The 25,252-nt window shown below is 66.4% G+C and carries 24 protein-coding genes and 1 pseudogene; 18 read left to right on the forward strand and 7 right to left on the reverse strand.

The features are described from left to right. Window positions 1-452: 452 nt before the first annotated feature. From EO170_RS12995 to zwf, 5 genes are all read right to left on the reverse strand, one after another. Window positions 453-1,112, reverse strand: coding sequence for a bifunctional 4-hydroxy-2-oxoglutarate aldolase/2-dehydro-3-deoxy-phosphogluconate aldolase (locus EO170_RS12995; protein ID WP_104650443.1), 660 nt, complete (start codon window positions 1,110-1,112; stop codon window positions 453-455). A gap of 52 nt (window positions 1,113-1,164) precedes the next feature. Continuing rightward, window positions 1,165-3,081, reverse strand: coding sequence for a phosphogluconate dehydratase (gene edd, locus EO170_RS13000; RefSeq protein WP_104650444.1), 1,917 nt, complete (start codon window positions 3,079-3,081; stop codon window positions 1,165-1,167). Window positions 3,082-3,327: 246 nt separating this feature from the next. Then, window positions 3,328-4,047 carry a 6-phosphogluconolactonase gene (gene pgl / locus EO170_RS13005; RefSeq protein WP_104582556.1) on the reverse strand — a complete coding sequence of 240 codons (720 nt, stop codon included), beginning with the start codon at window positions 4,045-4,047 and terminating at the stop codon, window positions 3,328-3,330. Then, window positions 4,044-5,051 (reverse strand): glucokinase, encoded by a 1,008-nt coding sequence (glk, locus tag EO170_RS13010; RefSeq protein WP_104533472.1) that lies wholly within the window; start codon window positions 5,049-5,051, stop codon window positions 4,044-4,046. The genes pgl and glk overlap by 4 nt, the downstream gene beginning before the upstream one ends. After that, window positions 5,048-6,478: a glucose-6-phosphate dehydrogenase gene (gene zwf / locus EO170_RS13015; RefSeq protein WP_104582557.1), complete on the reverse strand. Its 1,431-nt coding sequence runs from the start codon at window positions 6,476-6,478 to the stop codon at window positions 5,048-5,050. Before zwf ends, glk begins: the two co-directional genes overlap by 4 nt. A 421-nt stretch (window positions 6,479-6,899) precedes the next feature. Between zwf and ugpC the strand changes: the two genes are divergently transcribed. After that, window positions 6,900-7,988 carry a sn-glycerol-3-phosphate ABC transporter ATP-binding protein UgpC gene (gene ugpC / locus EO170_RS13020; RefSeq protein ID WP_115676952.1) on the forward strand — a complete coding sequence of 363 codons (1,089 nt, stop codon included), beginning with the start codon at window positions 6,900-6,902 and terminating at the stop codon, window positions 7,986-7,988. Here the strand turns inward: ugpC and EO170_RS13025 are convergent. Further along, entirely contained in the window at window positions 7,985-8,875 is an 891-nt protein-coding gene (locus tag EO170_RS13025) for a folate-binding protein YgfZ (RefSeq protein WP_126945575.1), read from the reverse strand. The genes ugpC and EO170_RS13025 overlap by 4 nt on opposite strands. 39 nt (window positions 8,876-8,914) lie before the next feature. Between EO170_RS13025 and EO170_RS21775 the strand changes: the two genes are divergently transcribed. From EO170_RS21775 to lolD, 10 genes are all read left to right on the forward strand, one after another. Then, window positions 8,915-9,085: a DUF1674 domain-containing protein gene (locus EO170_RS21775; RefSeq protein ID WP_164739043.1), complete on the forward strand. Its 171-nt coding sequence runs from the start codon at window positions 8,915-8,917 to the stop codon at window positions 9,083-9,085. A gap of 55 nt (window positions 9,086-9,140) precedes the next feature. Continuing rightward, complete coding sequence (sdhC, locus tag EO170_RS13035; RefSeq protein ID WP_104582560.1) at window positions 9,141-9,536, forward strand: succinate dehydrogenase, cytochrome b556 subunit; 396 nt, start codon at window positions 9,141-9,143, stop codon at window positions 9,534-9,536. After that, a complete protein-coding gene (sdhD, locus tag EO170_RS13040; RefSeq protein ID WP_016902592.1) occupies window positions 9,533-9,919 on the forward strand; it encodes a succinate dehydrogenase, hydrophobic membrane anchor protein in 387 nt (128 codons plus the stop codon). The genes sdhC and sdhD overlap by 4 nt, the downstream gene beginning before the upstream one ends. Window positions 9,920-9,952: 33 nt before the next feature. Beyond that, complete coding sequence (gene sdhA, locus EO170_RS13045; protein ID WP_104650447.1) at window positions 9,953-11,743, forward strand: succinate dehydrogenase flavoprotein subunit; 1,791 nt, start codon at window positions 9,953-9,955, stop codon at window positions 11,741-11,743. Between the two features lie 3 nt (window positions 11,744-11,746). Continuing rightward, window positions 11,747-11,956: a hypothetical protein gene (locus EO170_RS13050; protein ID WP_104582562.1), complete on the forward strand. Its 210-nt coding sequence runs from the start codon at window positions 11,747-11,749 to the stop codon at window positions 11,954-11,956. Window positions 11,957-11,972: 16 nt separating this feature from the next. Further along, the gene (locus EO170_RS13055; RefSeq protein ID WP_024938686.1) at window positions 11,973-12,755 is read left to right on the forward strand and encodes a succinate dehydrogenase iron-sulfur subunit; all 783 of its coding nucleotides are present in this window, start codon (window positions 11,973-11,975) and stop codon (window positions 12,753-12,755) included. Window positions 12,756-12,862: 107 nt separating this feature from the next. Beyond that, window positions 12,863-13,111: a succinate dehydrogenase assembly factor 2 gene (locus EO170_RS13060; RefSeq protein ID WP_104582563.1), complete on the forward strand. Its 249-nt coding sequence runs from the start codon at window positions 12,863-12,865 to the stop codon at window positions 13,109-13,111. Beyond that, window positions 13,062-13,514, forward strand: a complete 453-nt coding sequence (locus EO170_RS13065) for a hypothetical protein (protein WP_126945581.1) — start codon at window positions 13,062-13,064, stop codon at window positions 13,512-13,514. Before EO170_RS13060 ends, EO170_RS13065 begins: the two co-directional genes overlap by 50 nt. Before the next feature lie 23 nt (window positions 13,515-13,537). Beyond that, a complete protein-coding gene (locus EO170_RS13070) occupies window positions 13,538-14,779 on the forward strand; it encodes a lipoprotein-releasing ABC transporter permease subunit (protein WP_104582565.1) in 1,242 nt (413 codons plus the stop codon). Next, window positions 14,772-15,527 (forward strand): lipoprotein-releasing ABC transporter ATP-binding protein LolD, encoded by a 756-nt coding sequence (lolD, locus tag EO170_RS13075; protein WP_164739044.1) that lies wholly within the window; start codon window positions 14,772-14,774, stop codon window positions 15,525-15,527. The genes EO170_RS13070 and lolD overlap by 8 nt, the downstream gene beginning before the upstream one ends. 225 nt (window positions 15,528-15,752) lie before the next feature. Here the strand turns inward: lolD and EO170_RS13080 are convergent, their stop codons facing one another. Next, window positions 15,753-16,817 carry an SDR family oxidoreductase gene (locus EO170_RS13080; protein WP_126945584.1) on the reverse strand — a complete coding sequence of 355 codons (1,065 nt, stop codon included), beginning with the start codon at window positions 16,815-16,817 and terminating at the stop codon, window positions 15,753-15,755. 256 nt (window positions 16,818-17,073) lie between these two features. Between EO170_RS13080 and EO170_RS13085 the strand changes: the two are divergent. The 7 genes and pseudogenes from EO170_RS13085 to EO170_RS13120 form a co-directional block, all read left to right on the forward strand. Next, window positions 17,074-19,620: pseudogene (locus EO170_RS13085) on the forward strand (DNA internalization-related competence protein ComEC/Rec2); the annotation flags it as partial. Continuing rightward, a complete protein-coding gene (locus tag EO170_RS13090) occupies window positions 19,514-20,176 on the forward strand; it encodes a MotA/TolQ/ExbB proton channel family protein (protein ID WP_104650451.1) in 663 nt (220 codons plus the stop codon). The pseudogene EO170_RS13085 and the gene EO170_RS13090, both read left to right, overlap by 107 nt. Window positions 20,177-20,179: 3 nt before the next feature. Further along, complete coding sequence (locus tag EO170_RS13095; RefSeq protein WP_104582570.1) at window positions 20,180-20,644, forward strand: biopolymer transporter ExbD; 465 nt, start codon at window positions 20,180-20,182, stop codon at window positions 20,642-20,644. Further along, complete coding sequence (gene msbA, locus EO170_RS13100; protein ID WP_104582571.1) at window positions 20,641-22,410, forward strand: lipid A export permease/ATP-binding protein MsbA; 1,770 nt, start codon at window positions 20,641-20,643, stop codon at window positions 22,408-22,410. Before EO170_RS13095 ends, msbA begins: the two co-directional genes overlap by 4 nt. After that, window positions 22,407-23,450, forward strand: coding sequence for a tetraacyldisaccharide 4'-kinase (gene lpxK / locus EO170_RS13105; protein ID WP_126945590.1), 1,044 nt, complete (start codon window positions 22,407-22,409; stop codon window positions 23,448-23,450). The genes msbA and lpxK overlap by 4 nt, the downstream gene beginning before the upstream one ends. 554 nt (window positions 23,451-24,004) lie before the next feature. Then, complete coding sequence (gene kdsB, locus EO170_RS13115; RefSeq protein ID WP_126945593.1) at window positions 24,005-24,784, forward strand: 3-deoxy-manno-octulosonate cytidylyltransferase; 780 nt, start codon at window positions 24,005-24,007, stop codon at window positions 24,782-24,784. Next, window positions 24,781-25,245 (forward strand): low molecular weight protein-tyrosine-phosphatase, encoded by a 465-nt coding sequence (locus tag EO170_RS13120; protein WP_104582574.1) that lies wholly within the window; start codon window positions 24,781-24,783, stop codon window positions 25,243-25,245. The genes kdsB and EO170_RS13120 overlap by 4 nt, the downstream gene beginning before the upstream one ends. Window positions 25,246-25,252 lie beyond the last annotated feature (7 nt).

Raw genomic sequence — 25,252 nt, forward strand, 5'->3', positions numbered from 1 at the left:
AGACATCCTGTCTGACTCGCCGCCGCGGCACATCCATGTGCCGCTCTCCGCCAATCCCCGGCCACGCTGTCGCTTCGGCGAGTCGTTTCCGCGACGTTGGGCGACGAAAAACGGCAGCCGGTTCAGTGCTCGATTTTGATGCGTGCCAATCTGCTCTCCGTTCCGCCAACGCAGGAACACTCGAGAGTGGTCCGCGGGCGTCGGGGCAGGACCTTACACGACATGGCGCGTGTAAGAGCCCCATGGATGGGTTCACGGCGTGTCCTGCCCCGGCGCCCGCGGGCCGCTCCCACGCATGGAATCAAGGCGCCAGCCAATCGGGCTCTCCTCGACCAAAACCAAACCGCCAGCAACCCGGGCTTTCCTCAATCAACACCAGGACGCCAGCTGATCAGCGTTCCTCAGCCAACCAGCTTCCACCCGGCTATCCAGCGCGGGATGCGGCCCACAAATCAGCCAGCCCGCACCTGCCGCACGATCGCCGCAGCCTTGGCCGAGCTTTCCTTGACCTTGTCCCACTGGCCCTGGGCCAGCCAGTCCTTGGGCACCATCCAGGAGCCGCCGATGCACAGCACGTTCGGCTGCGACAGGAACTCGGCCGCGTTGGCTTCGCTGATGCCGCCGGTGGGGCAGAGCTTGAGCTCGGACAGCGGACCGGCCAGGCCCTTGAGCATCTGCAATCCCCCCACGGCGGTGGCCGGGAACAGCTTGCAGACGCGGAAGCCCAGGCCCATCAGGGTCAGCAGCTCGGTCGGCGTGGCCGCGCCAGGCACTGCGGGAATCGGCGCATCGGCCAGCAGGCGCGCCAGCGGTGCCGGCGTGCCCGGGGTGACCAGGAAGTCCGCACCGGCATCCACCGACTGACGCAGTTGCAGCTCGCTCAGCACGGTGCCGGCGCCGATCACGATGTCGGGCAGCTCGCGCTTGAGCATGGCCAGTGCGTCGATCGCGACCGGAGTGCGCAGGGTCAGCTCGATCGCGGGCAGGCCGCCTTCGAGCAGCGCATCGGCGACGCGGCGGGCCTGGTCCAGCGTGTCCACGGTGACCACCGGCAGGATGCCGGCGTCGCGCAGCAGCTGTTCGGCGGTGTTCTGGGTCTGGGCAATCGTCATTGCAACTCCGGTAGACGGCGACCGCAGGGCGGTCGCGCAGAGGGAAGGGGAATCAGGCGTCCTTGGACTCGTGCGGTGCGGCGGCGGCCTCGGCATCGGCACCGAGTTCGTACTCGGCGTCGTAGCTCCACAGTGCGCCGTCCGGACGGGTCGGGCCGCAGGAAATCGAGATGGCGCCCTGGTCGGCGGGGCCAACCACCTGGCGGTTGATCGCGAACAGGTTGCGTCCCAGGTCGTTGCCGGCCACCGAGGTGTTCGGCGCGACCTCGCGCGATGCCCATTCTTCGGCCGACACCAGCACTTCCAGCGTGCCGGCTTCGCCGTCCAGGCGCACGATGTCGCCTTCGCGCACACGCCCGATCGGACCGCCGCGTGCGGCTTCCGGGGTCATGTGGATCGCCGCCGGGAACTTGCCCGAGGCACCGGACAGACGGCCGTCGGTGACCAGCGCCACGCGCCGTCCCTGGTTCTGCAACAGGCCCAGCAGCGGTGCCATCGAGTGCAGTTCCGGCATGCCATTGGCACGCGGACCCTGGTAGCGCAGCACCACCACGAAATCGTGCGGCAGCACGCCGGCGGCATGCAGCTTGTTGAGCACCTGCGGCGTATCGATCACCACCGCCGGCGCCTCGATCGTGCGGTGCTGCGGCTTGACCGCCGACAGCTTGATCAGCGAACGGCCCAGGTTGCCGCGCAACAGGCGCAGGCCGCCCTGCGACTCGAATGCGGCGCTGACTGGGCGCGCCACGCTGTCGTCGGCGGTGGTCGCGGTGCCGGGCACGTACACGATCTTGCCGTCCTGCAGGCGTGGCTCGTTGGCATAGGCGCGCATGCCGCCCTCGACCACGGTGGGCAGGTCGTCGTGCATCATCCCGGCGTCCATCAGCTCGCGGAACACGAACGCGGTGCCGCCCGCAGCCTGGAAGCGGTTCACGTCGGCTTCGCCGTTGGGATAGATGCGGGTCAGCAACGGCACGGTCTGCGAGATCAGGTCCATGTCGTCCCAGGTCAGCACGATGCCGGCCGCGCGCGCCACCGCAATCCAGTGGATGGTGTGATTGGTCGAACCGCCGGTGGCCATCAGCGCGACCACGGCGTTGACGATGGCGCGCTCGTCGATCAGGCGACCGAACGGACGGAAGTCCTGGCCCAGCGCGGAGATTGCCAGCGCACGCGCGGTGCCCTCGCGGGTCAGCGCATCGCGCAACTGCAGTTCCGGGTTGACGAACGAGGCGCCGGGCAACTGCACGCCCATCGCTTCGAGCAACACCTGGTTGGAGTTGGCGGTGCCGTAGAAGGTGCAGGTGCCGGGCGAGTGATACGAGGACGATTCGGCTTCCAGCAATTCGGCGCGGGTGGCTTCGCCAGCGGCGTAGCGCTCGCGCACTTCGGCCTTCTGCTTGTTCGGAATGCCCGGCGTCATCGGGCCGGCCGGCATGAACAGCGCCGGCAGGTGCCCGAACGCCAGCGCGCCGATCAAAAGGCCCGGCACGATCTTGTCGCACACGCCCAGGTACACCACGCTGTCGAACATGTCGTGGCTCAGGCCGATCGCCGTGGCCTGGGCAATGTTGTCGCGCGAGAACAGCGACAGCTCCATGCCCGCGCGGCCCTGGGTCACCCCGTCGCACATCGCCGGCACGCCGCCGGCAACCTGCGCGGTGGCGCCGAGCGTACGCGCGGTCTCACGGATCAGCTGCGGGTAATGCTCGAACGGCTGATGTGCCGACAGCATGTCGTTGTAGGCGGTGATGATGCCCAGGTTGGGCGTGGCCGCACCGCGCAGGCGCGACTTGTCGGTCGGCTCGGACGCAGCGAAACCATGCGCAAGATTGCCGCAGCTCAGACGGCTACGGAACGGACCCTCGCGCAGGGCGGCATCGAGACCGGCCAGATACGCCGCGCGCGACGGCGCGCTGCGCTTGCGGATACGGTCGGTGACAGCTTGGATGTTCGGATGCAGGCTCATTGGCTACCGGCTATGAGAAACGGGGAAAGAAAGTAATCACGCTTGTTAGATACCCGCACATGGATGTGCGGGCTGTTGCGAGGGATTCGCACATTTGAATCCCCGCACATGGATGTGCGGGCTGTTGCGAGGGACTCGCACGTTTGAATCCCCGCACAAGGATGTGCGGGCTGTTGCGAAGGAGTCGCACAAAATCGGCTGTTGCGAAGGACTCGCACCAAATCGGCTGTTGCGAGGGACTCGCACTCAAGCACACCAGTGAACCCGCAACTTCGGGCCCGGCTGCTGCAGCGCCACCCGGATCGGATACTCGCTGACATCATCGCCCGCCAGCGCAGCCTGCAACACGTCAAGCTTCTGCTTGCCGCGCAGCAGCAGCAGGCGGGTCGGGATGGTGGCCAGCCCGGCCGGTGTCAGCGTGATCCGCAGCGGCCACTGATTCGAACCGGGGCAGCCGGTGGCATCCAGCGACGCATAGGGCTGCGGGCTGGACAGCGCCTTGCTCAGGTCGGTCGAGCCCGGAAACAACGAGGCGGTGTGGCCGTCGCCGCCCATGCCCAGCACTGCCAGGCATGCGGGTTCGGCATGCCTGGCCTGCAGGTTCGCGGTGTGCACGCACTCGGGCAATTGCTTGCCCGGACGTACCAGCGGAATGAAGGTCGCCGCCGGCGCGTGGGTCAAGAAGCTGTGATTGACCAGCCAGGCGTTGCTGTCCTGATCCTGCGGCGAGAGCCAGCGCTCGTCGACCAGGCCCACTTCCACCCGCGACCAGTCCAGCGGACGGTGGGCGAGGGATTCGTACACCGGCGCCGGTGTGGTGCCGCCGGACAGCAGCATGCGCGCCTGGCCGCGGCGCGAAATCTCCTGTTCCAGCAGGTCGGCCATCTCGCTGGCGACCGCCTCGGTCCATTCGGCCGGGTCTTCGTAGCGCACCAGTGTGATGCGCGGATTGTCCTGCAGGTTCATCGCTGCTCCCCTGGATGCTGACGTTGTGCATCCACCGCATAGGCGGCGGCGCCGAGCAGGCCGGCATGCGGATGCATGACTGCCAGCGACGGCACCCGCGACATGATCGCGGAGAAGCGTCCCTTGTGTTCGAAGCGCTGGCGGAAGCCGGAATGCTGCAGCGAATCCAGCACCTTGGGCACCAGCCCGCCAGTGAGGAACACGCCGTCCCAGGCGCCCTGCATCAGCACCATGTCGCCGGCGATCGCGCCGAAGATGGCGCAGAACAGATCGATGGTGCGCGACGAGCGCGGGTCGCCCGCCGCCGCCCGTGCGGTGATGTCCTTGGGCTGCAACGGACCCGGGTCGACCCCGGCGATCTCGCTGAGCGCGCGGTGGATGTTGACCAGGCCGGGGCCGCAGATCAGCCGCTCGTTGGAGACCCGGCCGAACTGCTCGGACAGGATCTCCAGGATGCGGATCTCCTCCGGCGTGCCGGGCGGGAAGCTGACGTGGCCGCCTTCGGTTTCCAGCGGGAAACAGCGTCCGTTGCGGATGATCAGCCCGCCCACGCCCAGCCCGGTGCCCGGGCCGATCACGCCGTAGTTGCGCGCCTGATCGATCGGCGCCGGCCGCCAGCTGGCGCCGCCGACCTGGACCACGTCCTGCGGGCGCAGCAGGCTGATCGCCATGGCCTGCGCGGCGAAGTCGTTGATCAGGTGCAGGGTGCTGAAGCCCAGCATCGCCGCGGTGCGCGAGCGCGAGATCACCCACGGATGGTTGGTAATGCGTGCCTCGTCGCCATCCACGCGGCCGGCCACGGCGAACACGCCCTGGGTGGCCTGCACGCCGATCTGGTCGAGGTAGTAACGCGCGGCTTCGCCGAGCGAGCCGAAGTCGACCACCGCAAATTCGCGCGAGGTGTCATCCAGCAGCGGTACCGAGGCGTCGACGTCGGCCAGCGCGAAGCGCGCGTTGGTTCCGCCGATATCGGCAACCAGCACCGGCTTGGAAGGAGCGGTCATGCGGTGTGTCCCTGTGCGTCGGTGGCGGGGGGCAGGAAGGGGGCCGCGGCATCGGGGCCCCAACTGCCGGCCGGGTAGGGCTGCAGTGGCAACTGCGCGTCTTTCCAGGCATCGCTGACGCTGTCTATCCACGACCAGGCGGCCTTGACCTCGTCGTCGCGCACGAACAGCGCCGGGTTGCCGTTGAAGGCATCCACGAACAGGCGCTCGTAGGCGATGCGCCGGTGCAGGCCGGTTGGCACCGACAGTTCCAGTTCCAGCGGCTGCAGCTCGATCGCCCCCCATTCCGGGCCGGCCAGGCTGCTCATCAGGCCGAGCTCGATGTTTTCCTGCGGCTGCAACTGGAAGGTCAGCCGGTTGGGCACGGCGTTCTGCCGGTCCGGGCGCTCGAACAGCCAATGCGTCACCGGCTTGAGCGTGACCACGATGCGGGTGGAGCGCTCGGCCAGACGCTTGCCGGTGCACAGATGGAACGGCACCCCGGCCCAGCGCCAGTTGTCGATATGCGCGGTCACCGCGACGAAGGTTTCCACATCGCTGCCTTCCGGCGGGTGATAGGCCTGCGCCGGCTGGCCATTGATGCTGCCGGCGGTGTAGCGACCGCGCACGCTGTCATGGGCGGCATGCTCGGCGGTCATCGGGCGCAGGGCGCGCAGCACCTTGACCTTCTCGTCGCGGATGCGGTCGGCTTCCAGCGAGGCCGGCGGCTCCATTGCCACCAGGCACAACAGCTGCAGGATGTGACTCTGCACCATGTCGCGCAGCGCGCCGGAGCGGGCGTAATAGGCATCGCGCCCGTCCACGCCTTCGCTTTCGGCCACCAGGATCTGTACCGACTCGATGTAGGTGCGGTTCCACACCGCTTCCAGCAGCGTATTGCCGAAGCGCAGCGCGATCAGGTTCTGCACCGCCGCCTTGCCCAGGTAATGGTCCAGGCGGAACACGCGGTCTTCGTCGATCAGCGCGCCGATCGACTGCAGGATCTCGCGGGCGCTGTCCGAATCGTGGCCGATCGGCTTTTCCAGCATCAGCCGGTGCGGCGCGGCCAGTGCGCCGCCCAGCGCCAGGCCCTGGCAGGTGCTGATGTACAGGCCCGGCGGAATCGCCAGATAGCTCACGCACTGGCGGCTGGCCAGCTCGCGCACGGCGTTGGCCACCGACTCGGCATCGCGCAGATCCACCGAGCGGTAGTCGACCCGCTGCAGCAGCGTCTGGATCTGCTCGGGCGTGGCGATCGGCAGCGCGGCGGCCAGGCGCGGGCGCAGGACCTCGCGGAAGGCCTCGGTGTCGTGCGGCGACAACGCCAGCGCACGGATACGGAAATCCTCCGGCAGCAGGCCGTCGACGAACAGTCGCAGCAGGGACGGGAAGAGATAGCGCTGGGCGAGATCGCCGGTGGCGCCGAACAGGATCAGGGTGTTATGCATGGACCGAATTTCAGATTCTGGAGACATCGTGATCAGCAGCTGGTCGGAAAGGCGCCGGACAGCCGGCGGTCGGTATGTCTGTTCCTGAGCGTCACTGGCGTGCGCGCAGCGGGGGATGGACGCGCGCGCCCAGTCCCCGATTGTTGCAGCAAGTGGCCGTCAGCGGTTAGCGCCGCGGCGGTAGATCTGCCCATGCGTGGCCGGATGCCGGCCCTTGCACGGTAGGCTGCACCGCTTGAAACAGCGGCTTGGGTTGGTGGCGGCATGGTCCCTCCCGAGATCGATGTTGCCATGTGAAAACGATTACATGTCAGAATAAACCAATGCATTCGTTTGCAGGAGATTTCCTTGCAGGCGCATGTGGCGTCACCGCCGTCGGGAGGGCCGAGGGCAGGGCGCACAACTTACGTTGAGGCCGAAGATGGCGAAAGTGCAGTTGGAAGGTGTCCGCAAGGTCTACGAGAACGGCCAGGTCGCGGTGCAGGGTGCGAGTTTCGAGGTCGCCGATGGCGAGTTGATGGTGCTGGTCGGGCCGTCCGGCTGCGGCAAGTCGACCCTGTTGCGCATGATCGCCGGGCTCGAGGACATCAGTGCCGGCACGTTGAAGATCGGCGAGCGTGTGGTCAACGACGTGGCTCCGAAGGACCGCGACATCGCCATGGTGTTCCAGAGCTATGCGCTCTACCCGCACATGACCGTGGCCGAGAACCTGGCCTTCGGGCTCAAGTTGCGCGGCCACCCCAAGCAGGTCATCGCCGAACGGGTCAACAACGCCGCCGAGTTGCTGGGGCTGACCCCGATGCTCGACAAGCTGCCCAAGGCGATGTCCGGCGGCCAGCGTCAGCGCGTGGCGCTGGGACGGGCGATGGTGCGCGAGTCGTCGGTGTTCCTGCTCGACGAGCCGCTGTCCAATCTGGATGCCAAGCTGCGCCACAGCGTGCGCACCGAGATCGCGCAGCTGCATCGCAAGCTGGGTACCACGATGATCTACGTCACCCACGATCAGGTCGAGGCGATGACGCTGGGTCAGCGCATCGTGGTGCTCAAGGACGGGGTGATCCAGCAGATCGACAGCCCGATGGCGCTGTACGACCGCCCGGCCAATCTGTTCGTGGCCGGATTCCTGGGCAGCCCGGCGATGAACGTGCTGCAGGGGCGCCTGGATGAGCAGGACGGCCTGCATCTGGTCATGGCCGATGGCTGGCGCGTGCCACTGGGTGCGGCCCGCATCGATCGGAGCTGGTTCGGTCGCGACGTGATCGTCGGCGTACGCCCGGAGCACCTGCAACCGTCAAGCGATGCCGCACTGGGCTTCGATGCGCGTATCGATGTGATCGAGCCGGTCGGCAACGAGATCTTCCTCAACCTCGACCGTGGCGGCCAGCCGCTGGTGATCCGTGTCGCACCGCAGGCCTTGCCGGCGGTAGGCGAGCCGCTGCGCCTGGCGTTGCGCAGCGAGGCGTTGCACTTCTTCGACCCGGCCAGCGGCGAACGGCTGGCGCCGGCCTAACGCGCCAGACCCTGCACGAACGCAAGCGGGCGGGCGGTACGCGCGCCCGCCTGCAGCACGGCGTCGGCCTCCAAGGTCAGCTCCAGCGGCAACACCGCCAGTGCGAGATCGCCCGCCACGCTGACCAGCGTGCCGACGGTGGTCTCGCCCAGCAGCACGGCCTGGCCCGGTTCTGCCGCGGCATCACCGACGGCCGCCTCGACCTGCAGCAGCTGCAGCGCACGCTTGGCCTTGCCCAGGAAATGCGTCCGCGCAACGATTTCCTGGCCCGGATAGCAACCCTTCTTGACGCTGAAGGCGTGCAGGCGATCCAGCGCCAGCTGTTGCGGCGTCCATTGCTCGCGCTGCGCGTCGGGCAGGCGCGCCAGCCCCAGTTGCAGGTCTGCACGGCGCCAATCGGCGTCCATGCGGGCAGATTCGATAGGCGCGGCCAATGCCTGCTGGTCTGACAGCAGCACCAGCGTGCGCGGCAGGGCCGGGCTGCCCATGTCCAATTCGATACGCTGCGTTCCGATATCGGCCTGCGCGCCTTCCGCGCGCGCAGGTGTGGCGAAGCCGCCATAGGCCGAAAGCGCCGCCACGCCGATCTTGAGCTTGCGTCGGAACACAAAACGGCCGAGTTGCGCCGCAATCCCGGCCGCATTGCCGTCGGGCAGCAGCAGCAACAGGTGCGTGTCGTCCTCACGCAGGAGTGCGAAGATGGCGATCACGCGCCCCTTCGCCGTCAACCACGCATTCCATTGCCACTGCCCGATCGCCAGCGCCTGTACGTCGTTGGCAAATTGCGCATGCGCGAACGCCACTGCATCCGTCCCGGTCAAGCGGACGTATCGCATGTCGTGCAGGGAGCCAAAACCCTGCGGAATAAGATTCAGGTTGTCAGCCACGGAAGGGGAGGACTAAAATCGCAATGTTGTGAGACCACTATGATAGGCCATCCAACCCCCACCCCAGCGCAGGATTCCGAGACGCAGCCTTCTCCTCAGGAGCATATTCCCGAGAAGCAGCCACTGCCCAAGGAAATTGGTGGACGCGACGGCCCTGAGCCAACGCGCTACGGCGACTGGGAAAAAAATGGACGCTGCATCGATTTTTGAGCAGCTTTTAGCCACAGCGGCCTAGTGCCGCCCAGCCGAGATACGAGCCCAGCGAATGGCGATACGCGAACGTCCTCTTTCCCCGCATCTCCAGGTGTACCGCTGGCAGATACAGATGGTGACCTCGATTCTCAATCGAGCCACCGGCATCGTACTGTCCATCGGCGCTCTGGCGATTGCCGCCGCCCTGCTGACGTTGATGCTCGGCCCCGACCACTGGAATTGTTTCCGCGCGCATGCCGGCGCCTGGTACGGGCAAGTGTTCCTGTTCGGCTGGACCTGGTGCTTTGCGTTCCATCTGTTTGGCGGCCTGCGCCACATCCTGCAGGACTTCGGGCAGGGCTATGCAGTGCGCTCGTTCGTCAGCCTCGGCTGGCTGTCGCTGATCCTGAGCTTCGTGCTCACCGCTGCCATCTGGGCATATGTGCTGCTGGCCGGAGGTGCCGTATGAACCGCTACCGTACCCCGTTGAAGAACGTGCGTGGCCTGGGTGCCGCCAAGACCGGTACCGAACACTTCGTGGTGCAGCGCCTGACCGCCACTGCCCTAGTGCCGCTGTCGATCTGGTTCCTGATCTTCGTGCTGAGCCTGATCGGTGCCGATCACGCCGCAGCCAGTGCCGCCGTGGCCAAGCCGTGGAACGCGATTCTGTTGGTCGGCTTCCTGATCGCCTCGTTCTGGCATGCGCAGCTGGGCATGCAGGTGGTGCTGGAAGATTACGTGCACAACTCGCTGCTGGCGCTTGCGGCGCAGACGATCGTGCGCTTCGTCGCCGTGCTGGGCGCCATTGTCAGCGTGTTTGCCGTGGCGCGTATTGCGCTTGGCATCAGCTGAGTCGTCCGCGACCAAACAGGAATCCATAATTCGATGTCCGCTTACAAGATCACAGAACACAAGTACGACATGGTCGTGGTGGGCGCCGGCGGTGCCGGCCTGCGCGCCACGTTCGGCCTGGCCCAGAAGGGCTTGCAGACCGTCTGCCTGACCAAGGTCTTCCCGACCCGTTCGCACACCGTGGCGGCACAGGGTGGTATTTCGGCCGCGCTCGGCAACATGGGCGAAGACGACTGGCGCTATCACTTCTACGACACCATCAAAGGCTCCGATTGGCTGGGTGACCAGGACGCAATCGAGTACATGTGCCGCGAGGCGATCCCGGCCATCATCGAGCTCGAGCACTACGGCGTGCCGTTCTCGCGTACCGAAGATGGCAAGATCTACCAGCGCCCGTTCGGTGGCATGACCACCAAGTACGGCGAGGGCCCGTCCGCGCAGCGCACCTGCGCGGCGGCCGACCGGACCGGTCACGCGATGCTGCATACGCTGTATCAGCAGTCCTTGGCGCACAACGCGCGCTTCATGATCGAGTACTTCGCACTCGACCTGATCTTCGACGAAGAGGGCGTCTGCCGCGGCGTACTGGCGCTGGACATGGCCGATGGCAGCCTGCATCTGTTCCGCGCCCATGGCGTGGTGCTGGCCACCGGCGGCTATGGCCGCGCCTACTTCAGCGCCACCTCCGCGCACACCTGTACTGGTGACGGCGGCGGTCTGGTGATGCGTGCCGGCCTGCCGGTGCAGGACATGGAGTTCGTGCAGTTCCATCCCACCGGCATCTACGGCGCGGGCTGCCTGATCACCGAGGGCGTGCGTGGCGAAGGCGGCATCCTGCGCAACAGCAACGGCGAGCGCTTCATGGAGCGCTATGCACCGCATTACAAGGACCTGGCATCGCGCGACGTTGTCTCGCGCTCGATGACCGTGGAGATCCGCGAAGGCCGCGGCGTGGGCGAGCACAAGGACCACATCCTGCTCGACCTGACCCACCTCGGCCCGGAAGTCATCAACGAAAAGCTGCCCGGCATCGCCGAGAGCGCGCACATCTTTGCCGGTGTGGACGTGACCAAGCAGCCGATTCCGGTGTTGCCGACCGTGCACTACAACATGGGCGGCATTCCGACCAACTTCTACGGCGAAGTCGTGCGCAAGCAGGGCGACAACCCGGATGCGGTCGTGCCGGGCCTGTATGCGATCGGCGAAGCCGCCTGCGTGTCGGTGCACGGCGCCAACCGCCTGGGTTCTAACTCGCTGCTGGATCTGGTGGTGTTCGGCCGTGCGGTGGCCAACCGTTGCGCCGAGACGGTCAAGCCCAACCAGCCGCACAAGACGCTGCCGTCCGATGTCTGTGACAAGGCGCTGGGCCTGCTGGACAAGTTGCGCTACGCCAACGGCTCCACGCCGACCTCGGTGATCCGCGACAACATGCAGCGCACCATGCAGTCGGACGCGGCCGTGTTCCGTACCAGCAAGACGCTGAAGGAAGGCGTCGATAAGATGGCCGAGATCTTTGCCAGCTTCGAGGACGTCAAGGTCTCGGACCGCTCGCTGGTGTGGAACTCGGACCTGATCGAGACCTACGAGTTGAACAACCTGCTGCTCAACGCGGTGGCCACGATCAACTCGGCCGAGCAGCGCCACGAAAGCCGCGGCGCGCACTCGCACGAAGACTTCCCGGACCGCGACGACGTCAACTGGCAGAAGCACACGCTGGTCACCGTCGACGACAAGGGCAAGTGCGAGTTCGAATATCGTCCGGTGCACATGTACACGCTGAGCAAGGACGTGGACGTGGTCCCGCCGAAGCCACGCGTTTACTGATCGATGCGCATGGACCGATCCGCTTGTGCGTTGCCTCTGCCGGCCGGTCTGTCCGGGCATGGCAGCGGCGCACCGTTGCAGGCGGATCGTGTCCTGACGCAGCGGCAACGCCGGCACGCCGCCGGCCGTTGCGCCACCGCTTCGGCAGTGGCGTCCGTCATCTTTACCTTCATGCGCACGGTGCGGTCGTCGTCCGCACCGCGCATCGCCTGAGCCAACGAGAGCAGCTATGGCAGAGTTCACCCTCCCCAAGAATTCAAAGATCGGCAAGGGCAAGCATTACCCTGCGCAGGGCGCCAAGAACACGCGCACCTTCAAGGTCTACCGCTGGGATCCGGATGGCGAGGCCAACCCGCGTACCGACAGCTACGAGATCGATCTCGACAAGTGCGGCCCGATGGTGTTGGACGCGCTGATCAAGATCAAGAACGAGATCGACCCGACGCTGGCGTTCCGTCGCTCCTGCCGCGAAGGCATCTGCGGCTCGTGCGCGATGAATATCGACGGCACCAACACGCTGGCCTGCACCAAGGCGATTGCCGCCTGCGGCAAGGCCGAGGTGCCGATCTATCCGCTGCCGCACATGAGCGTGATCAAGGACCTGGTGCCGGATTTGACGCATTTCTACGCGCAGTACGCATCGATTAAGCCGTGGATCCGCACCCAGACCCCGCCGCCGCCGGACCGCGAGCGCCTGCAGTCGCCGGAAGACCGCCGCAAGCTCGATGGTCTGTACGAGTGCATCCTGTGCGCCTGCTGCTCGACCAGCTGCCCGAGCTACTGGTGGAATGGCGAGCGCTATCTGGGCCCGGCGATCCTGCTGCAGGCGTATCGCTGGATCATCGACTCGCGCGACGAAGACACCGGTGCGCGCCTGGACGACCTGGAAGATCCGTTCAAGCTGTATCGCTGCCACACCATCATGAACTGCGCGCGGACCTGCCCGAAGGGCCTGAATCCGGCGCTGGCCATTGCCGAGATCAAGAAGCTGATGATGGCGCGTCGCGCCTGATCGCAGGTATGAAGTCCCGCCTTGGCGGGGAGAGGGTTCACAGCGGCACCGGCCCTTGGTCTGGTGCCGCTGTCGTTTTCGGCGCCGCGTCAGGCGAGGAGAGTGAGATGGATGAACAAGTCCTGCTGAAGAAACTGCGCTGGCGTTGCCGGCGCGGCATGCGCGAGCTCGATCAATTGTTCGGGCGCTATCTGGATCAACGCTGGGCGCAGGCTTCCGAGTCCGAGCGCGCGGTTTTCCTACAGCTGCTGGATTGCGAAGACGATAAGTTGTGGCGCTGGTTCATGGGATACGAGACCTGCCCCGATGCCGCCAACGCCGCGCTCATCGCCGATATTCGCGCCATGCCGGCTTGAATGGCGCCCCTCGCGCGGGCTGGTCTGCGCACTGGGCGTGCTGAGTGCACTCGCGTTGTGGGCGCTCTGGCGTAGCGGGGTGCCGCCGTGGTTGGCAGTGTTGTTGGCGGTCCATGCAGTGGTGGCGGGCGGCCGATCGTTATGCGTGCTGTTGCGTTCGCCAACACGCGAGGTGATCGTGCCGTGGGGCCAAACGCCCGCCAGCGTTGACGGCAAGCAGGTGCAAGGCCTGCAGGTGGCATGGCGCGGCCCGATCGCGGTGGTGTCGTGGACTGGCCCGGATGCACGTCGCCGGCGCCTGCATTTCTGGCCGGATACCTTGCCGGTGGCGCAGCGACGTGAACTGCGTCTGGCCGCTCAGGCACACGCCATTTCGTCCGGGCGGCCGCAAGTGGCACCATAGCGTCCCTTTCCTGGTTGAACCGCATGTTCAAACCTATCCCGGTTGCCATCGGCTTGCGCTACCTGCGTGCCAAGCGGCGCAATGGCTTCATCTCGTTTATCTCGATGGCATCGATCCTGGGCATCGCCCTGGGCGTGACCGTGCTGATCACCACGCTGGCGGTGATGAGCGGTTTCCAGAAGGAGATCCGCGACCGTCTGCTGCAGATGGCCGCGCATGCCACCGTCAGTGCGGACGGCGCGCCGATGCACGACTGGCAGCATGCGGTCGAGGTCGCCATGGCCGATCCGCGCATCGCCGGTGCCGCGCCGTATATCGAAACCGAATCGCTGTTGCAGGGCCCGCGCAAGCAGCCGGCAATCGTGCGCGGCATCGTTCCTGCCGAAGAAGGCAAGGTGTCGGTGCTGGCCAAGAAGATGCAGCAGGGGTCGGTCGACAGCCTGACCCCGGGCTCCTACAACATCGTCATCGGCAAGGAGCTGGCGCTGTGGCTGGGCGTGGACGTGGGCGACAGCATCGTCGTGCTGCTCAGCGATACCCAGGCCACGCCGCTGGGTGCGATGCCGCGGCTCAAACGCTTCACCGTCAGCGGAATCTTCGAGGCGGGCTACAACGAGATCGACCGCGGCCTGGCGGTGGTCAACATGCAGGACCTGGCGCGCGTGCTGCGCATGGATGGCGTCACCGGCGTGCGGCTGCGCCTGCACGACATGGACCAGGCCTGGCCGGTTGCGCGCGATCTGGCGGTGAAGTTGCATGGTCCGTACCGGGTCAGCGACTGGACCCAGGAGAATGCCAACCTCTACCACTCGCTGAAGATGGAAAAGACCGTGATGGGCATCCTGCTGTCGCTGATCGTGGCGATGGGTGCGTTCAACCTGGTGTCCTCGCAGGTGATGCTGGTCACCGACAAGCAGGCCGATATCGCCATCCTGCGCACACTGGGCCTGTCGCCTGCGGGCGTGATGCAGGTGTTCATGGTGCAGGGTTCGTTGATCGGCTTCATGGGAACGATCATGGGCGTGATCGGCGGCATCGTGCTGACGCTCAACCTGGAACGCATCCTGGGCGTGATCGAGACGATCTTCAGCGTCAAGCTGCTGCCCGAGGACGTGTATTACATCACCGGGTTGCCGACCGACATGCAGACCCAGGACGTGGTGGTGATCACCGTCGTCGCGCTGGTGATGAGCTTCCTGGCGACCTTGTATCCGGCATGGCGCGCGTCGCGGACCCAACCGGCGGAGGCGCTGCGTTATGAATGAGATCAGGGAATCGGGATTCGGGAATCGGGAATCGGCCGTGCAGACGTCAAGCCACGCAGAAGCAGTGATCCGCGCCGAGGGTCTGGGCAAGACCTATGCCGAAGGCAAGATGCGCACACCGGTGTTCGATCGATTGGATCTGACCGTGGCGACCGGCGAGACCGTGGCCATTGTCGGTGCCTCCGGTGCGGGCAAGAGCACGCTGCTGCATCTGCTCGGCGGGCTGGATGTTCCGACCTCGGGCGAGGTGTATGTAGCCGGCCGGCGCATGTCGGCGTTGTCCGATGGCGAGCGCGGCAAGTTGCGCAATCAGGCCCTGGGCTTCGTGTACCAGTTCCATCACCTGTTGCCGGAATTCACCGCGCTGGAAAACGTGATGATGCCGGTGCTGTTGTCCGGAAAAGAGGTCGCGCTTGCGCGGGCGCAGGCCTTGCAGCTGCTGGAATCGGTCGGGCTCGGACATCGCATCGAACACAAGCCCAGCGAGTTGTCCGGTGGCGAGCGCCAGCGTGCGGCCGTGGCGCGTGCGCTGGTGAACAAGCCGGGCTGCGTGCTGGGCGATGAGCCAACCGGCAACCTGGACGACAAGACCGCCGAGACCGTGTTCGAGCTGATGCTGGAACTCAATCGTGCGCAGCGCACCAGCCTGGTCCTGGTGACCCACGACCGCAGTCTGGCGCGGCGTCTGGACCGCGTACTCGAATTGCACCAGGGCAAGCTGCGCGAGTTGGCGCCGTCTGCGGTGTAGGACGCACTGCCTGGCTGTCGGGCCAATCCCTGACGGCTAGAGGGTGTTGAATCGCGGGTTTCCGATCGAAGATCCCGTATCCGGTCACCGATGCACCTGTGTGATGGGCGACCGGATGGTGCGACATCCTGCTCGCGCCGTATGCAGCGCCCGCGAACATCGTCGCGTCGATGCGCGCTTGACAGGAAACGGTCGCCATCACGTGGGTGACGACGACCGGGTGCATCAGGGAATGATGCGCTGCGCGCGCAGGCGCGTGAACAATTCCAGGAACGAAGCACGGCTGTCGTAGAACTCCAGAAAGCCCAGCTCGCGGCTCTTGGTCATGTCGTTGACGCACTCGATCTCGCGGCCCAGGTCGGCATCGGTGTGCCACCAGGATGCCAGCCGGTTGACGTCGGCTTCCACCAGGCCATGCTGCTTGGCGATCTCGCTCCACACCGCCGGGGCGGTCTCGCTCAGGCGTGCCTCCAGCGGCATCGGGGTCTCGGGGCAGGGCGCAGCTTCGAGCCCGAAGAAGTCGGCAATCTGGCTCCACATCCAGCGCCAGCGGAACACATCGCCATTGACGGTGTTGAAGGCCTGATTGCGCGCGGCCGGGCTCAGGCCGGCCCAGGCCAGCTGCTTGCCGAGCAGGCCGGCGTCGGTCAGGTCGGTGAGGCTGTTCCACTGTGCCTGCGATCCGGGAAACACGAACGGCTGGCCGGTGTGCTTGCACAACGACGCGTACGCTGCCAGCGTCACGCCCATGTTCATCGCATTGCTGCCGTTGGCCATGCCGATCATGGTGTGCGAGCGATGCACGCTCCAGCCGAAGCCATGCTGCTCGGCATGCGCGAACAGCAGGTCTTCCAGCGTGTAGTAGAAATTCTCGCCGGGCTGGCGCGGTTCGCTTTCGCGGAACGGGGTTTCGGCCTTGCCGCTACCGTAGTTCTCGAACGCGCCCAGGTAGTGCTTGGTGCCGGTGACCAGCGCCATGTGCTGCAGCGGCGCATCGCTCAGCGCTTCGCACAGATGCCGCATCATCGCGCCGTTGGCTTCGACGTTTTCGCGCTCGGTGTCGCGCCGGGTCCAGGTGCAGAAGAATACGTGGGTGATCGGCAGGCCACGCAGCGCCTTGCTGGTGCTCTCGGCATCCAGCAGATCGGCCGCAAGCGGGATCACGCCATCCTGAGGCAGCGGGCGCCGTGCCAGGCCGTAGACGGTCCAGCCGTCGGCCACCAGGACATTGGCGAGGTTGTAACCGGAAATGCCGGTGACGCCGACAATCAGTGCAGTGCCTTTACGCATGGGGGAAGCTCCTCGAAAACAGTGGCGAACATAGCGCGGCGGCCATGAAATCGAGGCGAATGCAGGCCGATACGGTCGATGTGTGGCCCGTACACACTGTCCTGCCCAGCGTGTTGCGCGTCTGTCAGGGGACGTTCCCCCGGCCGGATGCACCACGGCAGGCGCCGTCTTTTTCCTACCAGGCACAGCACCGATCGCTGCTGTGCCCGACACGGGCGCTGGCCTAACCTGAGTCGGTGGATGGACCACGGCCAGGATGGCGACCGACAGCATGCATGCGTCAGCACAGGCATCGCCTTCGCCGCAGCGCATATCGACGATAACGATCGCAGCGGCATTGTTGCTGGGCATCGTGGTGTGCGCATGGTCGCCTGCGCTGCTGTCGCGTGCGGTCTATGCGGCCTGCCTTGGTGCAGCGGCGCTGGGCATCGGTTTCAGCACATGGCTGCGTTTGCGGCCAAGGGTGCTGGTGTGGGCGCTGGCCACCGCCGTTTTCGGTTTCGGGCTGATGGGCTGGCAGGTCGCCGGTGTCCTGCGGGCACAACTGCGCCCGCAGGACGAAGTGCGAGAACTGACGGTGCGCGGTCAGATCGTCGAGTTGCCGGTCGTCGAGCCACGACGCACGCGCTTTCAACTGCGTGTGGATGACGATCCCGCGCAGCCTGCCGCACTGCGCGGCAAACTGCTGCAGCTGGCCTGGTATGACGATTTCGGTGCCGAGCGGATGGGGACGCGTGGTGCGCTGCGCGCAGGCGCAGGCTGGCAGCTGCGGCTCAAGCTGCGTGCGCCGCGTGGCTTGCGCAATCCTGGCGGGTTCGATGCCGAGCGGCATGCGCTGGCACAGCGCATTGCCGCGACCGGCTATGTACGGGTGCCGGCCGCTGCGCAGCAGGTCGCGGCACCGCGTGGGGTGGATGCCTGGCGCGAAGGAATGTCGCAGCGCATTGCCGAGCGCGTGCCCGGGCCGTCGACACCTTACCTGCGTGCGCTCGCGTTGGGCGACACGCGCGGGCTGGACGACGCGGCCTGGGCCACGCTGCGGGCGACCGGGCTCAGCCATCTGATTGCGATCTCGGGGTTTCATGTTGGGCTGGTCGCTGCATTCGTCGCCGTGCTGGTCGCCGGGCTCTGGCGTTGCTGGCCAGCGCTTGGAACCCGGATCCCGCGTGTCCACGCGGCGGCAGTCGCCGCCTCGCTCGGTGCGGCTGGTTATGCGGTGCTGGCGGGTCTGGCGCTGCCCACGGTGCGCACCGTGCTGATGATTGCCGTGGTCGCGTTGGCGCGGGTGGTACGGCGCCGTGCCACCACCGCGCAGATCCTCGCGCTGGCGATGTTGGCAGTGCTGCTGTGGGATCCGCTGAGCGTGCTGGTGGCCGGCTTCTGGCTCAGCTTTGCCGGGGTGGCCTGGCTGGTGTGGTGTCTGCCAGCGGACGATCGCGCGATCGTGCGGGGCTTCCTGTCCGCCCAGACGGCGGCCACCGTCGGCCTGCTGCCGTTGACCGTCAGCCTGTTCGGGCAGGCATCGTTGGTGGGGCCATTGGCCAATCTGGTCGCCATTCCCTGGTGGACCTTCGTGGTGGTGCCACTTGCCTTGCTGGGGACTGCGCTGGAGGCACTTCATCCGGGCCTGGGCGTATGGGCATGGCGATTGGCGGGCTGGTGCTTCGAGCTGTCCTGGCCGGGCCTGGTCTGGCTCGGGCAGACGTCGGTGGCGTTATGGTGGGTGCCCGAGTCCGATGCGACCGCCTTGGTCGTGGCCCTGCTCGGCGCGTTCTGGTTGTTGCTGCCGCGCGGCACGCCCGGCAAATCGCTGGCGGTGCTGCTATGGCTGCCGCTGCTGTGGCCGGACCGCGAACTGCCTGCGGCGGGCGAGGCCGATGTGCAGGTGCTGGACGTGGGGCAGGGCCTGGCGGTGCTGGTGCGCACGCAACGGCATGCGCTGCTATTCGACACCGGTCCGGCGGTGCGCGATGGTTTCGATGCCGGTGAGCGGGTGGTGCTGCCGGCATTGCGCGCGCTCGGCTTGCGCCGCCTGGATGCCATCGTGCTCAGTCATGCCGACGCCGACCACGCTGGCGGCTATGCGGCAGTACGTGCGGGATTGCCCGTTGCAATGACGGCGGCGCCGCCACAGGCGCCGCTGGACGTCAGCACGCGCTGCCGTGCTGGTCAACAGTGGTCATGGGACGGGGTGCGCTTTCGCTTCCTGCATCCCAGCGCCGGTTTTCCGTATCTGCGCAATCAATCCAGTTGCGTGCTGCGTGTCGAGACGCGCCATGCAAGCGCGCTGTTGCCGGGCGATATCGGCGAGATCGTCGAGCGGCGCCTGCTGCGGCAGCATGCCCCGGAGTTGCGTGCCGATCTGGTGGTGGTCCCGCACCATGGCAGCGCCGACGGCTCGCATGCCGGCTTCATCGCCGCCACCGGCGCGCGGCTGGCGCTGGTGTCTTCCGGACACGGCAATCGCTTCGGTCACCCGCGTGCCGAGGTGGTGCAGCGCTGGCAGGGCAGTGGCGCCGAGCTGCTCGACACGGCCCAGGCCGGGGCGATCCGGGTCTGGCTGGGCGCCGACGGCCTGCAGGTACGCGAGCGACGGCGCTGGCAGCCACGGCTGTGGGATGCTGCGGAACGGCGGCGGTCGGCTGCTATCCTATCGACCAGCGAATAGGCGGCCGCGTCGCCGGAGGAATCGAATCGTGTTGGAGCTGGTCAAGGCAGGCGGTTGGCCGATGGTGCCGTTGCTGTTGCTGGGCGTGATCGCCCTGGCGATCATGCTGGAGCGCCTGTGGAGCCTGCGCCGCAACGAGGTGGCCCCGCCAGGCCTGGGCGAAGAGGTCCGCAACTGGGCTGCGCGCGGCAAGCTGGATCCCAGCCACATTGAATCGCTGCGCCGCAATTCGCCACTGGGCGCCTTGCTGGCCGCAGCGCTGGACGTGCGTGGGCGTCCGCGTGAGTTGATTCGCGAGCGCATCGAGGACACCGGCCGGCACGTGGTGCACCGCATGGAGCGCTATCTGAATGCATTGGGCACGATCGCCTCGGCCGGGCCGTTGCTGGGACTGCTGGGCACGGTGGTCGGCATGATCCAGATGTTCCTGGGCATCCTCGATCACGGCGTGGGCGATGTGAACCAGCTGGCCGGCGGCATCGGCAAGGCGCTGGTGTGCACGGCCACCGGCATGATCATCGCGGTGCCGGCGTTGATGGCGCATCGCTTCTTCAAGGGCCGCATCGCCGGCTACATCATCGAGATGGAGCAGGAAGCCACCTTGCTGCTGGACACGATGGACGGCCGCGTGGTGCCGGCCGCCGCGGCGCCGCTTGCGGCAGCTGGCAAACCCGTCATGGCAAAGGGCTGACGGATGCGCATCGGCAGTGACCGACGCCAGGACGAGCCGCATATCGATCTGGTGCCATTGATTGACGTGATCCTTGTCCTCATCATCTTTTTCGTGGTGACCACGACCTTCGACGCACGCTCCACGCTGCAATTGCAGCTGCCGACCGCCAGCGACCAACACACCAGCGCGCCGCCGCGTTCATTGAGCGTACTGGTCAATGCCGACGGGCGTTATTTCATCAACGATCAGGAAGTGCTGCGTTCGGATGTGGATTCGCTCAAGCAGACCATTGCCCAGATCGCCGGTGACGACCGCGAGCAGACGGTGTTGATGCGCGCCGATGCGCGTACACCGTATCAGGCGGTGGTGACCGCGCAGGATGCGCTGGGGCAGCTCGGCTTCCGCCGCATCGCGATCGCCACAGCGCCGCAGGCCGGCACCACACCCACACCCGGCCACACACGCACTAACGGAACCCGCCAGTGACCACCTCCAACGACCGCCCGGCGCCAGTCTCGTCCTGGCGCACGTACCGTCGCCTGCTGGCCTTCGCCAAGCCGTATCGCCTGTTGCTGGTCGCCGCGCTGATTGCCGCGCTGATCGAAGCGGCCGGCACGACCGGCTTCCTGGCGTTGATGAAGCCGATCACCGACGAAACCTTCATCTACAAGAATGCCGAGGTCAGCCGCTGGCTGCCGGTGCAGATCATCCTGTTGTTCGTGGTGCGCGGGGTCGCCGGCTATATCACCGATATGGCGATGGGCAAATCCGCACGCAGCATCGCGCGCGATCTGCGCGTCAAGGTGATGTCCAAATACCTGCGTCTGCCGGGGTCGCGCTTCGACTCCGAGCCGGTCCCGTCGATGCTGATCCGCCTGGGCTCGGACTCGGATCAGGTGGCGCAAGCGGCGGTGGATGCGGTCAAGGTGATGATCCAGCAGTCGCTGCAGGTGATCGGCGCGTTGGCGCTGATGCTGTGGCATAGCTGGCAGGTCACGCTGACCATCCTGGTGCTGGCGCCGGTACTGGCCTGGGTGATGGACAAGGTGGCGCGGCGCTATCGCCGCATCAGCCACAGCATCCAGGAAAGCGGCGCGCATCTGTTGCAGGCGGCCGACCAGACCTTGTCCAGCCACCAGGAGGTCAAGATCTACGGCGCCCAGCAGACCGAAATGGAGCGCTATGGCGCGCTGGCCGACCGCAATCTGCGGCTGGCGATGAAGGTCGAATCCACGCGCGGCATTTCCACCGCCACGGTGCAGATGATCGGCGCGATCGGTCTGTCGGCGCTGCTGTTCGTGGCTGGTGCGCAGGCATTGGCCGGGCGGCTGACCGCAGGTGATTTCGTGGTGCTGATGACCTCGATGCTGACGATCATTCCCGGGCTCAAGCAGCTCACCAATGTGCAGAACATGGTGCAGCGTGGCCTGGCCTCGGCCGAGCGCCTGTTCTCGGTGCTCGACAGTGCCGACGAGCCGGATCAGGGCACGGTGCCGCTGACGCGCGCCAAGGGCTTGATCGAGTTCCGCAACGTCACTGCGCGTTATCCGGGGCAGGTGAATCCGGCCCTGGCCGAGGTTAGTTTCGTGGCGCAGCCGGGCACGGTGACGGCGATCGTCGGGCGTTCCGGCAGCGGCAAGTCCAGCCTGATCAAGTTGATTCCGCGCTTCTACGAGGCAGAGTCCGGGCAGATCCTGCTCGACGGACATCCGGTGCAGGCGTACGCATTGGCCGATCTGCGTCGGCAGATCGCCCTGGTCGGCCAGCAGGTGATGCTGTTCGACGGCAGCATCGCCGACAACGTCGCCTATGGCGAAATGCGCAGTGCCGACGCCGGCCAGCTGGAACGCGCGATCCTGGGCGCCAATGCGATGGAGTTCGTCGCGCAGCTGCCCGAAGGCCTGCAATCACATGTGGGCACCAAGGGCGGGCGCCTGTCCGGCGGCCAGCGCCAGCGGCTGGCGATCGCGCGCGCGATGCTCAAGGACGCACCGATTCTGATCCTGGACGAAGCCACTGCGGCGCTGGACAACGAATCCGAACGCCTGGTGCAGGACGCCCTGCATAAATTGATGCCGGACCGTACCACACTGGTGATCGCGCACCGTCTGTCCACGATCGAGCATGCCGACCAGGTGCTGGTGATGGACCAGGGTCGCATCGTCGAGCGCGGCACCCATCGCCAATTGCTGGAGCAGGGTGGCTTGTACTCGCATCTGCACGGCATGCAGTTTCGCGAACGTCAGGCATGAGCAGGCGCGGCGCCCGCACGCCGGGCTACTGGTACGACAATGCGCCGATTCCGCTGTCGGCGCGCCTGCTGGCGCCGGTCTACGGTGCAGCCATCGCGCTGCGACGCGCGCTGTATCGCCGCGGCTGGCGCAAGCGCCACGGGGTGCCGGTACCTGTGATCGTGGTGGGCAACGTCACCGCCGGCGGCACCGGCAAGACCCCGTTGACGATTGCCCTGGTCGCCAAGTTGCAGGAAGCCGGCTGGACGCCCGGCGTCGCCAGTCGCGGTTATGGCCGCGAGGCGTCGGATGCCGCACGCTGGGTCGAGGCGGACACGCCGGTGGCGCTCGGCGGCGACGAGCCGGTACTGATTGCCTGGAAAACCGGCGCACGCGTGCGCGTGGACCGCGATCGCCTGGCCGCGGCGCGCGCCCTGGTCGAAGCGGGCTGCGACATCGTCGTCTGCGACGACGGGCTGCAGCACTACCGGCTCGCCCGCGATGTGGAGATCGAAGTGGTCGATGGCCAGCGCCGTTACGGCAACGGGCGTCTGTTGCCGGCCGGGCCGTTGCGCGAACCGGCGGCGCGTGCGCGCGACTGCGATTTCCGCGTGGTCAATCTGGGCCAGGCCAGCGCAGCGACGACGCCACCCGTGCCCGCGCCCGATGACGCCGGATTCGGCGAATGGCAGATGCGCCTGAGCATCGACAGCGTGCAACCCATGGATGGCAAGCGCGCTCAGCCATTGAGCAGGCTGGCCGGCCAGCGCGTGCATGCAGTGGCCGGGATTGCGCATCCGGAACGCTTCTTCGCGATGCTGCGCGCGCGCGGCATCGGCGTGGTGCCGCATGCCTTTCCCGATCACCACGTCTATCGCGCCGCCGACTTCAGTTTCGGCAGCCGCCTGCCGGTGCTGATGACCGAAAAAGACGCGGTCAAATGCCGGCCGTTCGCCGACGAGTGGCTGTACAGCGTACCGCTCAAGGCAGAGTTGCCGGCGGCGTTCTGGGTGAGTCTGCTGGATCGCCTGGACAAGTTGGCGAGTCGACAAGGTGTGTAAGCGCGGCGCCAGCAATGGCGCCGTGGATGGACCCTTCAGCGATCTGAAACGCTGGGCAATTTCCGAGTTGTCCTGAAGTGCTGGGTGCGACAATCGGCTTTGATGCCTGGCTTGGCTGCAGGGTCCTTGCCCACCCACCATCGCAGGACACGCCGCAAGTACGTCCGTGTAGGCTCTGGCGCGGCATCCATGCCGCTCAAGGTCCCGCGACGGTGGGCGGGCAAGGACCAGTCGGGATGGTCGGTGCGCACAGTTTAAAAAAAAGCAGTGCGAGAGGTGCGTTGTCCGACACTGATACGCTTTCTCGACGTCCGGTGCAGATCAAGCGGCAACCGGCTTTTCACGTGGCCAGCGACCAACTCTCTGGTGCGGTGAGGACACCACGCCCTCGATTCACTTAAGCTTTTGCTTAAGCATCGAACCGTGTTTCCGCGATGCAATGGTTTGAAATCGTGGATGCTTTATGCGTAAAAACTTCAAGCATCACGCGGGTGCATGATGCGATTTGGTCATCTCGTTTCCTCACACATTCCAGTTTTCCAGAGCGCGCACGTATGACTAACTCAACGCCTGCAGATTTCGTCGTCGCCATCCCCGCGCGCTACGCTTCCACGCGCTTGCCGGGCAAACCGCTGCAATTGATCGGCGATCGCCCGATGATCCAGCATGTGGCCGAGCGGGCATTGCTGGCCGGGGCGCGCGAGGTCTGGGTGGCCACCGACGATGCGCGCATTGCCGAGGTGATCGACGGCCTGCCCGGCGTGCATGTGGCGATGACCGGCAATGCGCACGTATCGGGAACCGACCGGCTTGCCGAGTGCGCGCGGATCGCCGGCTGGGAGGCCGACACCTGCGTGGTGAACCTGCAGGGCGACGAGCCGTTCGCGCCGGCGGCCGGCATCCGTGCGGTGGCCCAGCTGCTGCTGCATTCCGGTGCCGAGATGGCCACGCTGGCCGCACAGGTCGACGACGCGCACGAGCTGTTCGATCCCAATGTGGTCAAGCTGGTGCGTAGTGCTGGCGGCGACGCCTTGTATTTCAGCCGCGCGCCGATTCCCTGGCATCGCGACAGCTTTGCCAGTCAGCCCGACACCTTGCCCGGTGACGGGCAGTGGCTGCGCCACATCGGGATCTATGCCTACCGTGCGGGGTTTCTGCAGCGCTTTGCCGCAATGCCGCCCGGCATGCTGGAGCGCATCGAGTCACTGGAACAACTGCGCGTGATGGAGGCCGGCTACCGCATCGCGGTGGCAGTGACGCCCGAGCAGTTTCCGCCGGGCATCGATACCCCGGACGATCTGGCGCGCGCGCAAACCCGCCTGGCGTCGGCATGAGGGTGCTGATCGTGTGCCTGGGCAACATCTGCCGCTCGCCAATGGGCGAGGGCGCGCTGCGTGCGCGGCTGGACGAGGCGCGCTTGTCGCTGCGGATCGAGGTCGATTCGGCCGGTACCGGCGACTGGCATGCCGGCGACCCACCCGATCCGCGCGCGATTCGCTGTGCACGCGGCCATGGCGTGGACATCTCCGGATTGCGCGCGCGCCAGGTGCGTACGGCAGACTTCGAGCACTTCGACTGGCTGCTGTGCGCCGATGGCAGCAATCTGCGTGATCTGCAACGCCTCGCCCCGGCGCCGCTGCGCGACAAGCTGGCCTTGTGGCTGCCCTGGGCGGGTGTGGAAGAGCGCGACGAAATCCCCGACCCCTACACCGGTGGCATGGACGATTTCGAGCGTGCCTGGCAACTGGTCGATACCGCTGCGCGCCAGACCGTGGCCAGGCTCACCCGCCGCTAATCGGGCT

This window comes from Xanthomonas sp. BRIP62409 (assembly GCF_003992965.1).
Taxonomy (GTDB): Bacteria; Pseudomonadota; Gammaproteobacteria; order Xanthomonadales; family Xanthomonadaceae; genus Xanthomonas; species Xanthomonas euroxanthea.

What these genes read in the sequence shown, in the direction of transcription:
- EO170_RS12995 (WP_104650443.1), bottom strand. Translation starts at nt 1,112, where the DNA reads ATGACGATTGCCCAGACCCAGAACACCGCCGAACAGCTGCTGCGCGAC.
- edd (WP_104650444.1), bottom strand. Translation starts at nt 3,081, where the DNA reads ATGAGCCTGCATCCGAACATCCAAGCTGTCACCGACCGTATCCGCAAG.
- pgl (WP_104582556.1), bottom strand. Translation starts at nt 4,047, where the DNA reads ATGAACCTGCAGGACAATCCGCGCATCACACTGGTGCGCTACGAAGAC.
- glk (WP_104533472.1), bottom strand. Translation starts at nt 5,051, where the DNA reads ATGACCGCTCCTTCCAAGCCGGTGCTGGTTGCCGATATCGGCGGAACC.
- zwf (WP_104582557.1), bottom strand. Translation starts at nt 6,478, where the DNA reads ATGCATAACACCCTGATCCTGTTCGGCGCCACCGGCGATCTCGCCCAG.
- ugpC (WP_115676952.1), top strand. Translation starts at nt 6,900, where the DNA reads ATGGCGAAAGTGCAGTTGGAAGGTGTCCGCAAGGTCTACGAGAACGGC.
- EO170_RS21775 (WP_164739043.1), top strand. Translation starts at nt 8,915, where the DNA reads ATGATAGGCCATCCAACCCCCACCCCAGCGCAGGATTCCGAGACGCAG.
- sdhC (WP_104582560.1), top strand. Translation starts at nt 9,141, where the DNA reads ATGGCGATACGCGAACGTCCTCTTTCCCCGCATCTCCAGGTGTACCGC.
- sdhD (WP_016902592.1), top strand. Translation starts at nt 9,533, where the DNA reads ATGAACCGCTACCGTACCCCGTTGAAGAACGTGCGTGGCCTGGGTGCC.
- sdhA (WP_104650447.1), top strand. Translation starts at nt 9,953, where the DNA reads ATGTCCGCTTACAAGATCACAGAACACAAGTACGACATGGTCGTGGTG.
- EO170_RS13050 (WP_104582562.1), top strand. Translation starts at nt 11,747, where the DNA reads ATGCGCATGGACCGATCCGCTTGTGCGTTGCCTCTGCCGGCCGGTCTG.
- EO170_RS13055 (WP_024938686.1), top strand. Translation starts at nt 11,973, where the DNA reads ATGGCAGAGTTCACCCTCCCCAAGAATTCAAAGATCGGCAAGGGCAAG.
- EO170_RS13060 (WP_104582563.1), top strand. Translation starts at nt 12,863, where the DNA reads ATGGATGAACAAGTCCTGCTGAAGAAACTGCGCTGGCGTTGCCGGCGC.
- EO170_RS13065 (WP_126945581.1), top strand. Translation starts at nt 13,062, where the DNA reads ATGCCGCCAACGCCGCGCTCATCGCCGATATTCGCGCCATGCCGGCTT.
- EO170_RS13070 (WP_104582565.1), top strand. Translation starts at nt 13,538, where the DNA reads ATGTTCAAACCTATCCCGGTTGCCATCGGCTTGCGCTACCTGCGTGCC.
- lolD (WP_164739044.1), top strand. Translation starts at nt 14,772, where the DNA reads ATGAATGAGATCAGGGAATCGGGATTCGGGAATCGGGAATCGGCCGTG.
- EO170_RS13080 (WP_126945584.1), bottom strand. Translation starts at nt 16,817, where the DNA reads ATGCGTAAAGGCACTGCACTGATTGTCGGCGTCACCGGCATTTCCGGT.
- EO170_RS13095 (WP_104582570.1), top strand. Translation starts at nt 20,180, where the DNA reads ATGCGCATCGGCAGTGACCGACGCCAGGACGAGCCGCATATCGATCTG.
- lpxK (WP_126945590.1), top strand. Translation starts at nt 22,407, where the DNA reads ATGAGCAGGCGCGGCGCCCGCACGCCGGGCTACTGGTACGACAATGCG.
- kdsB (WP_126945593.1), top strand. Translation starts at nt 24,005, where the DNA reads ATGACTAACTCAACGCCTGCAGATTTCGTCGTCGCCATCCCCGCGCGC.
- EO170_RS13120 (WP_104582574.1), top strand. Translation starts at nt 24,781, where the DNA reads ATGAGGGTGCTGATCGTGTGCCTGGGCAACATCTGCCGCTCGCCAATG.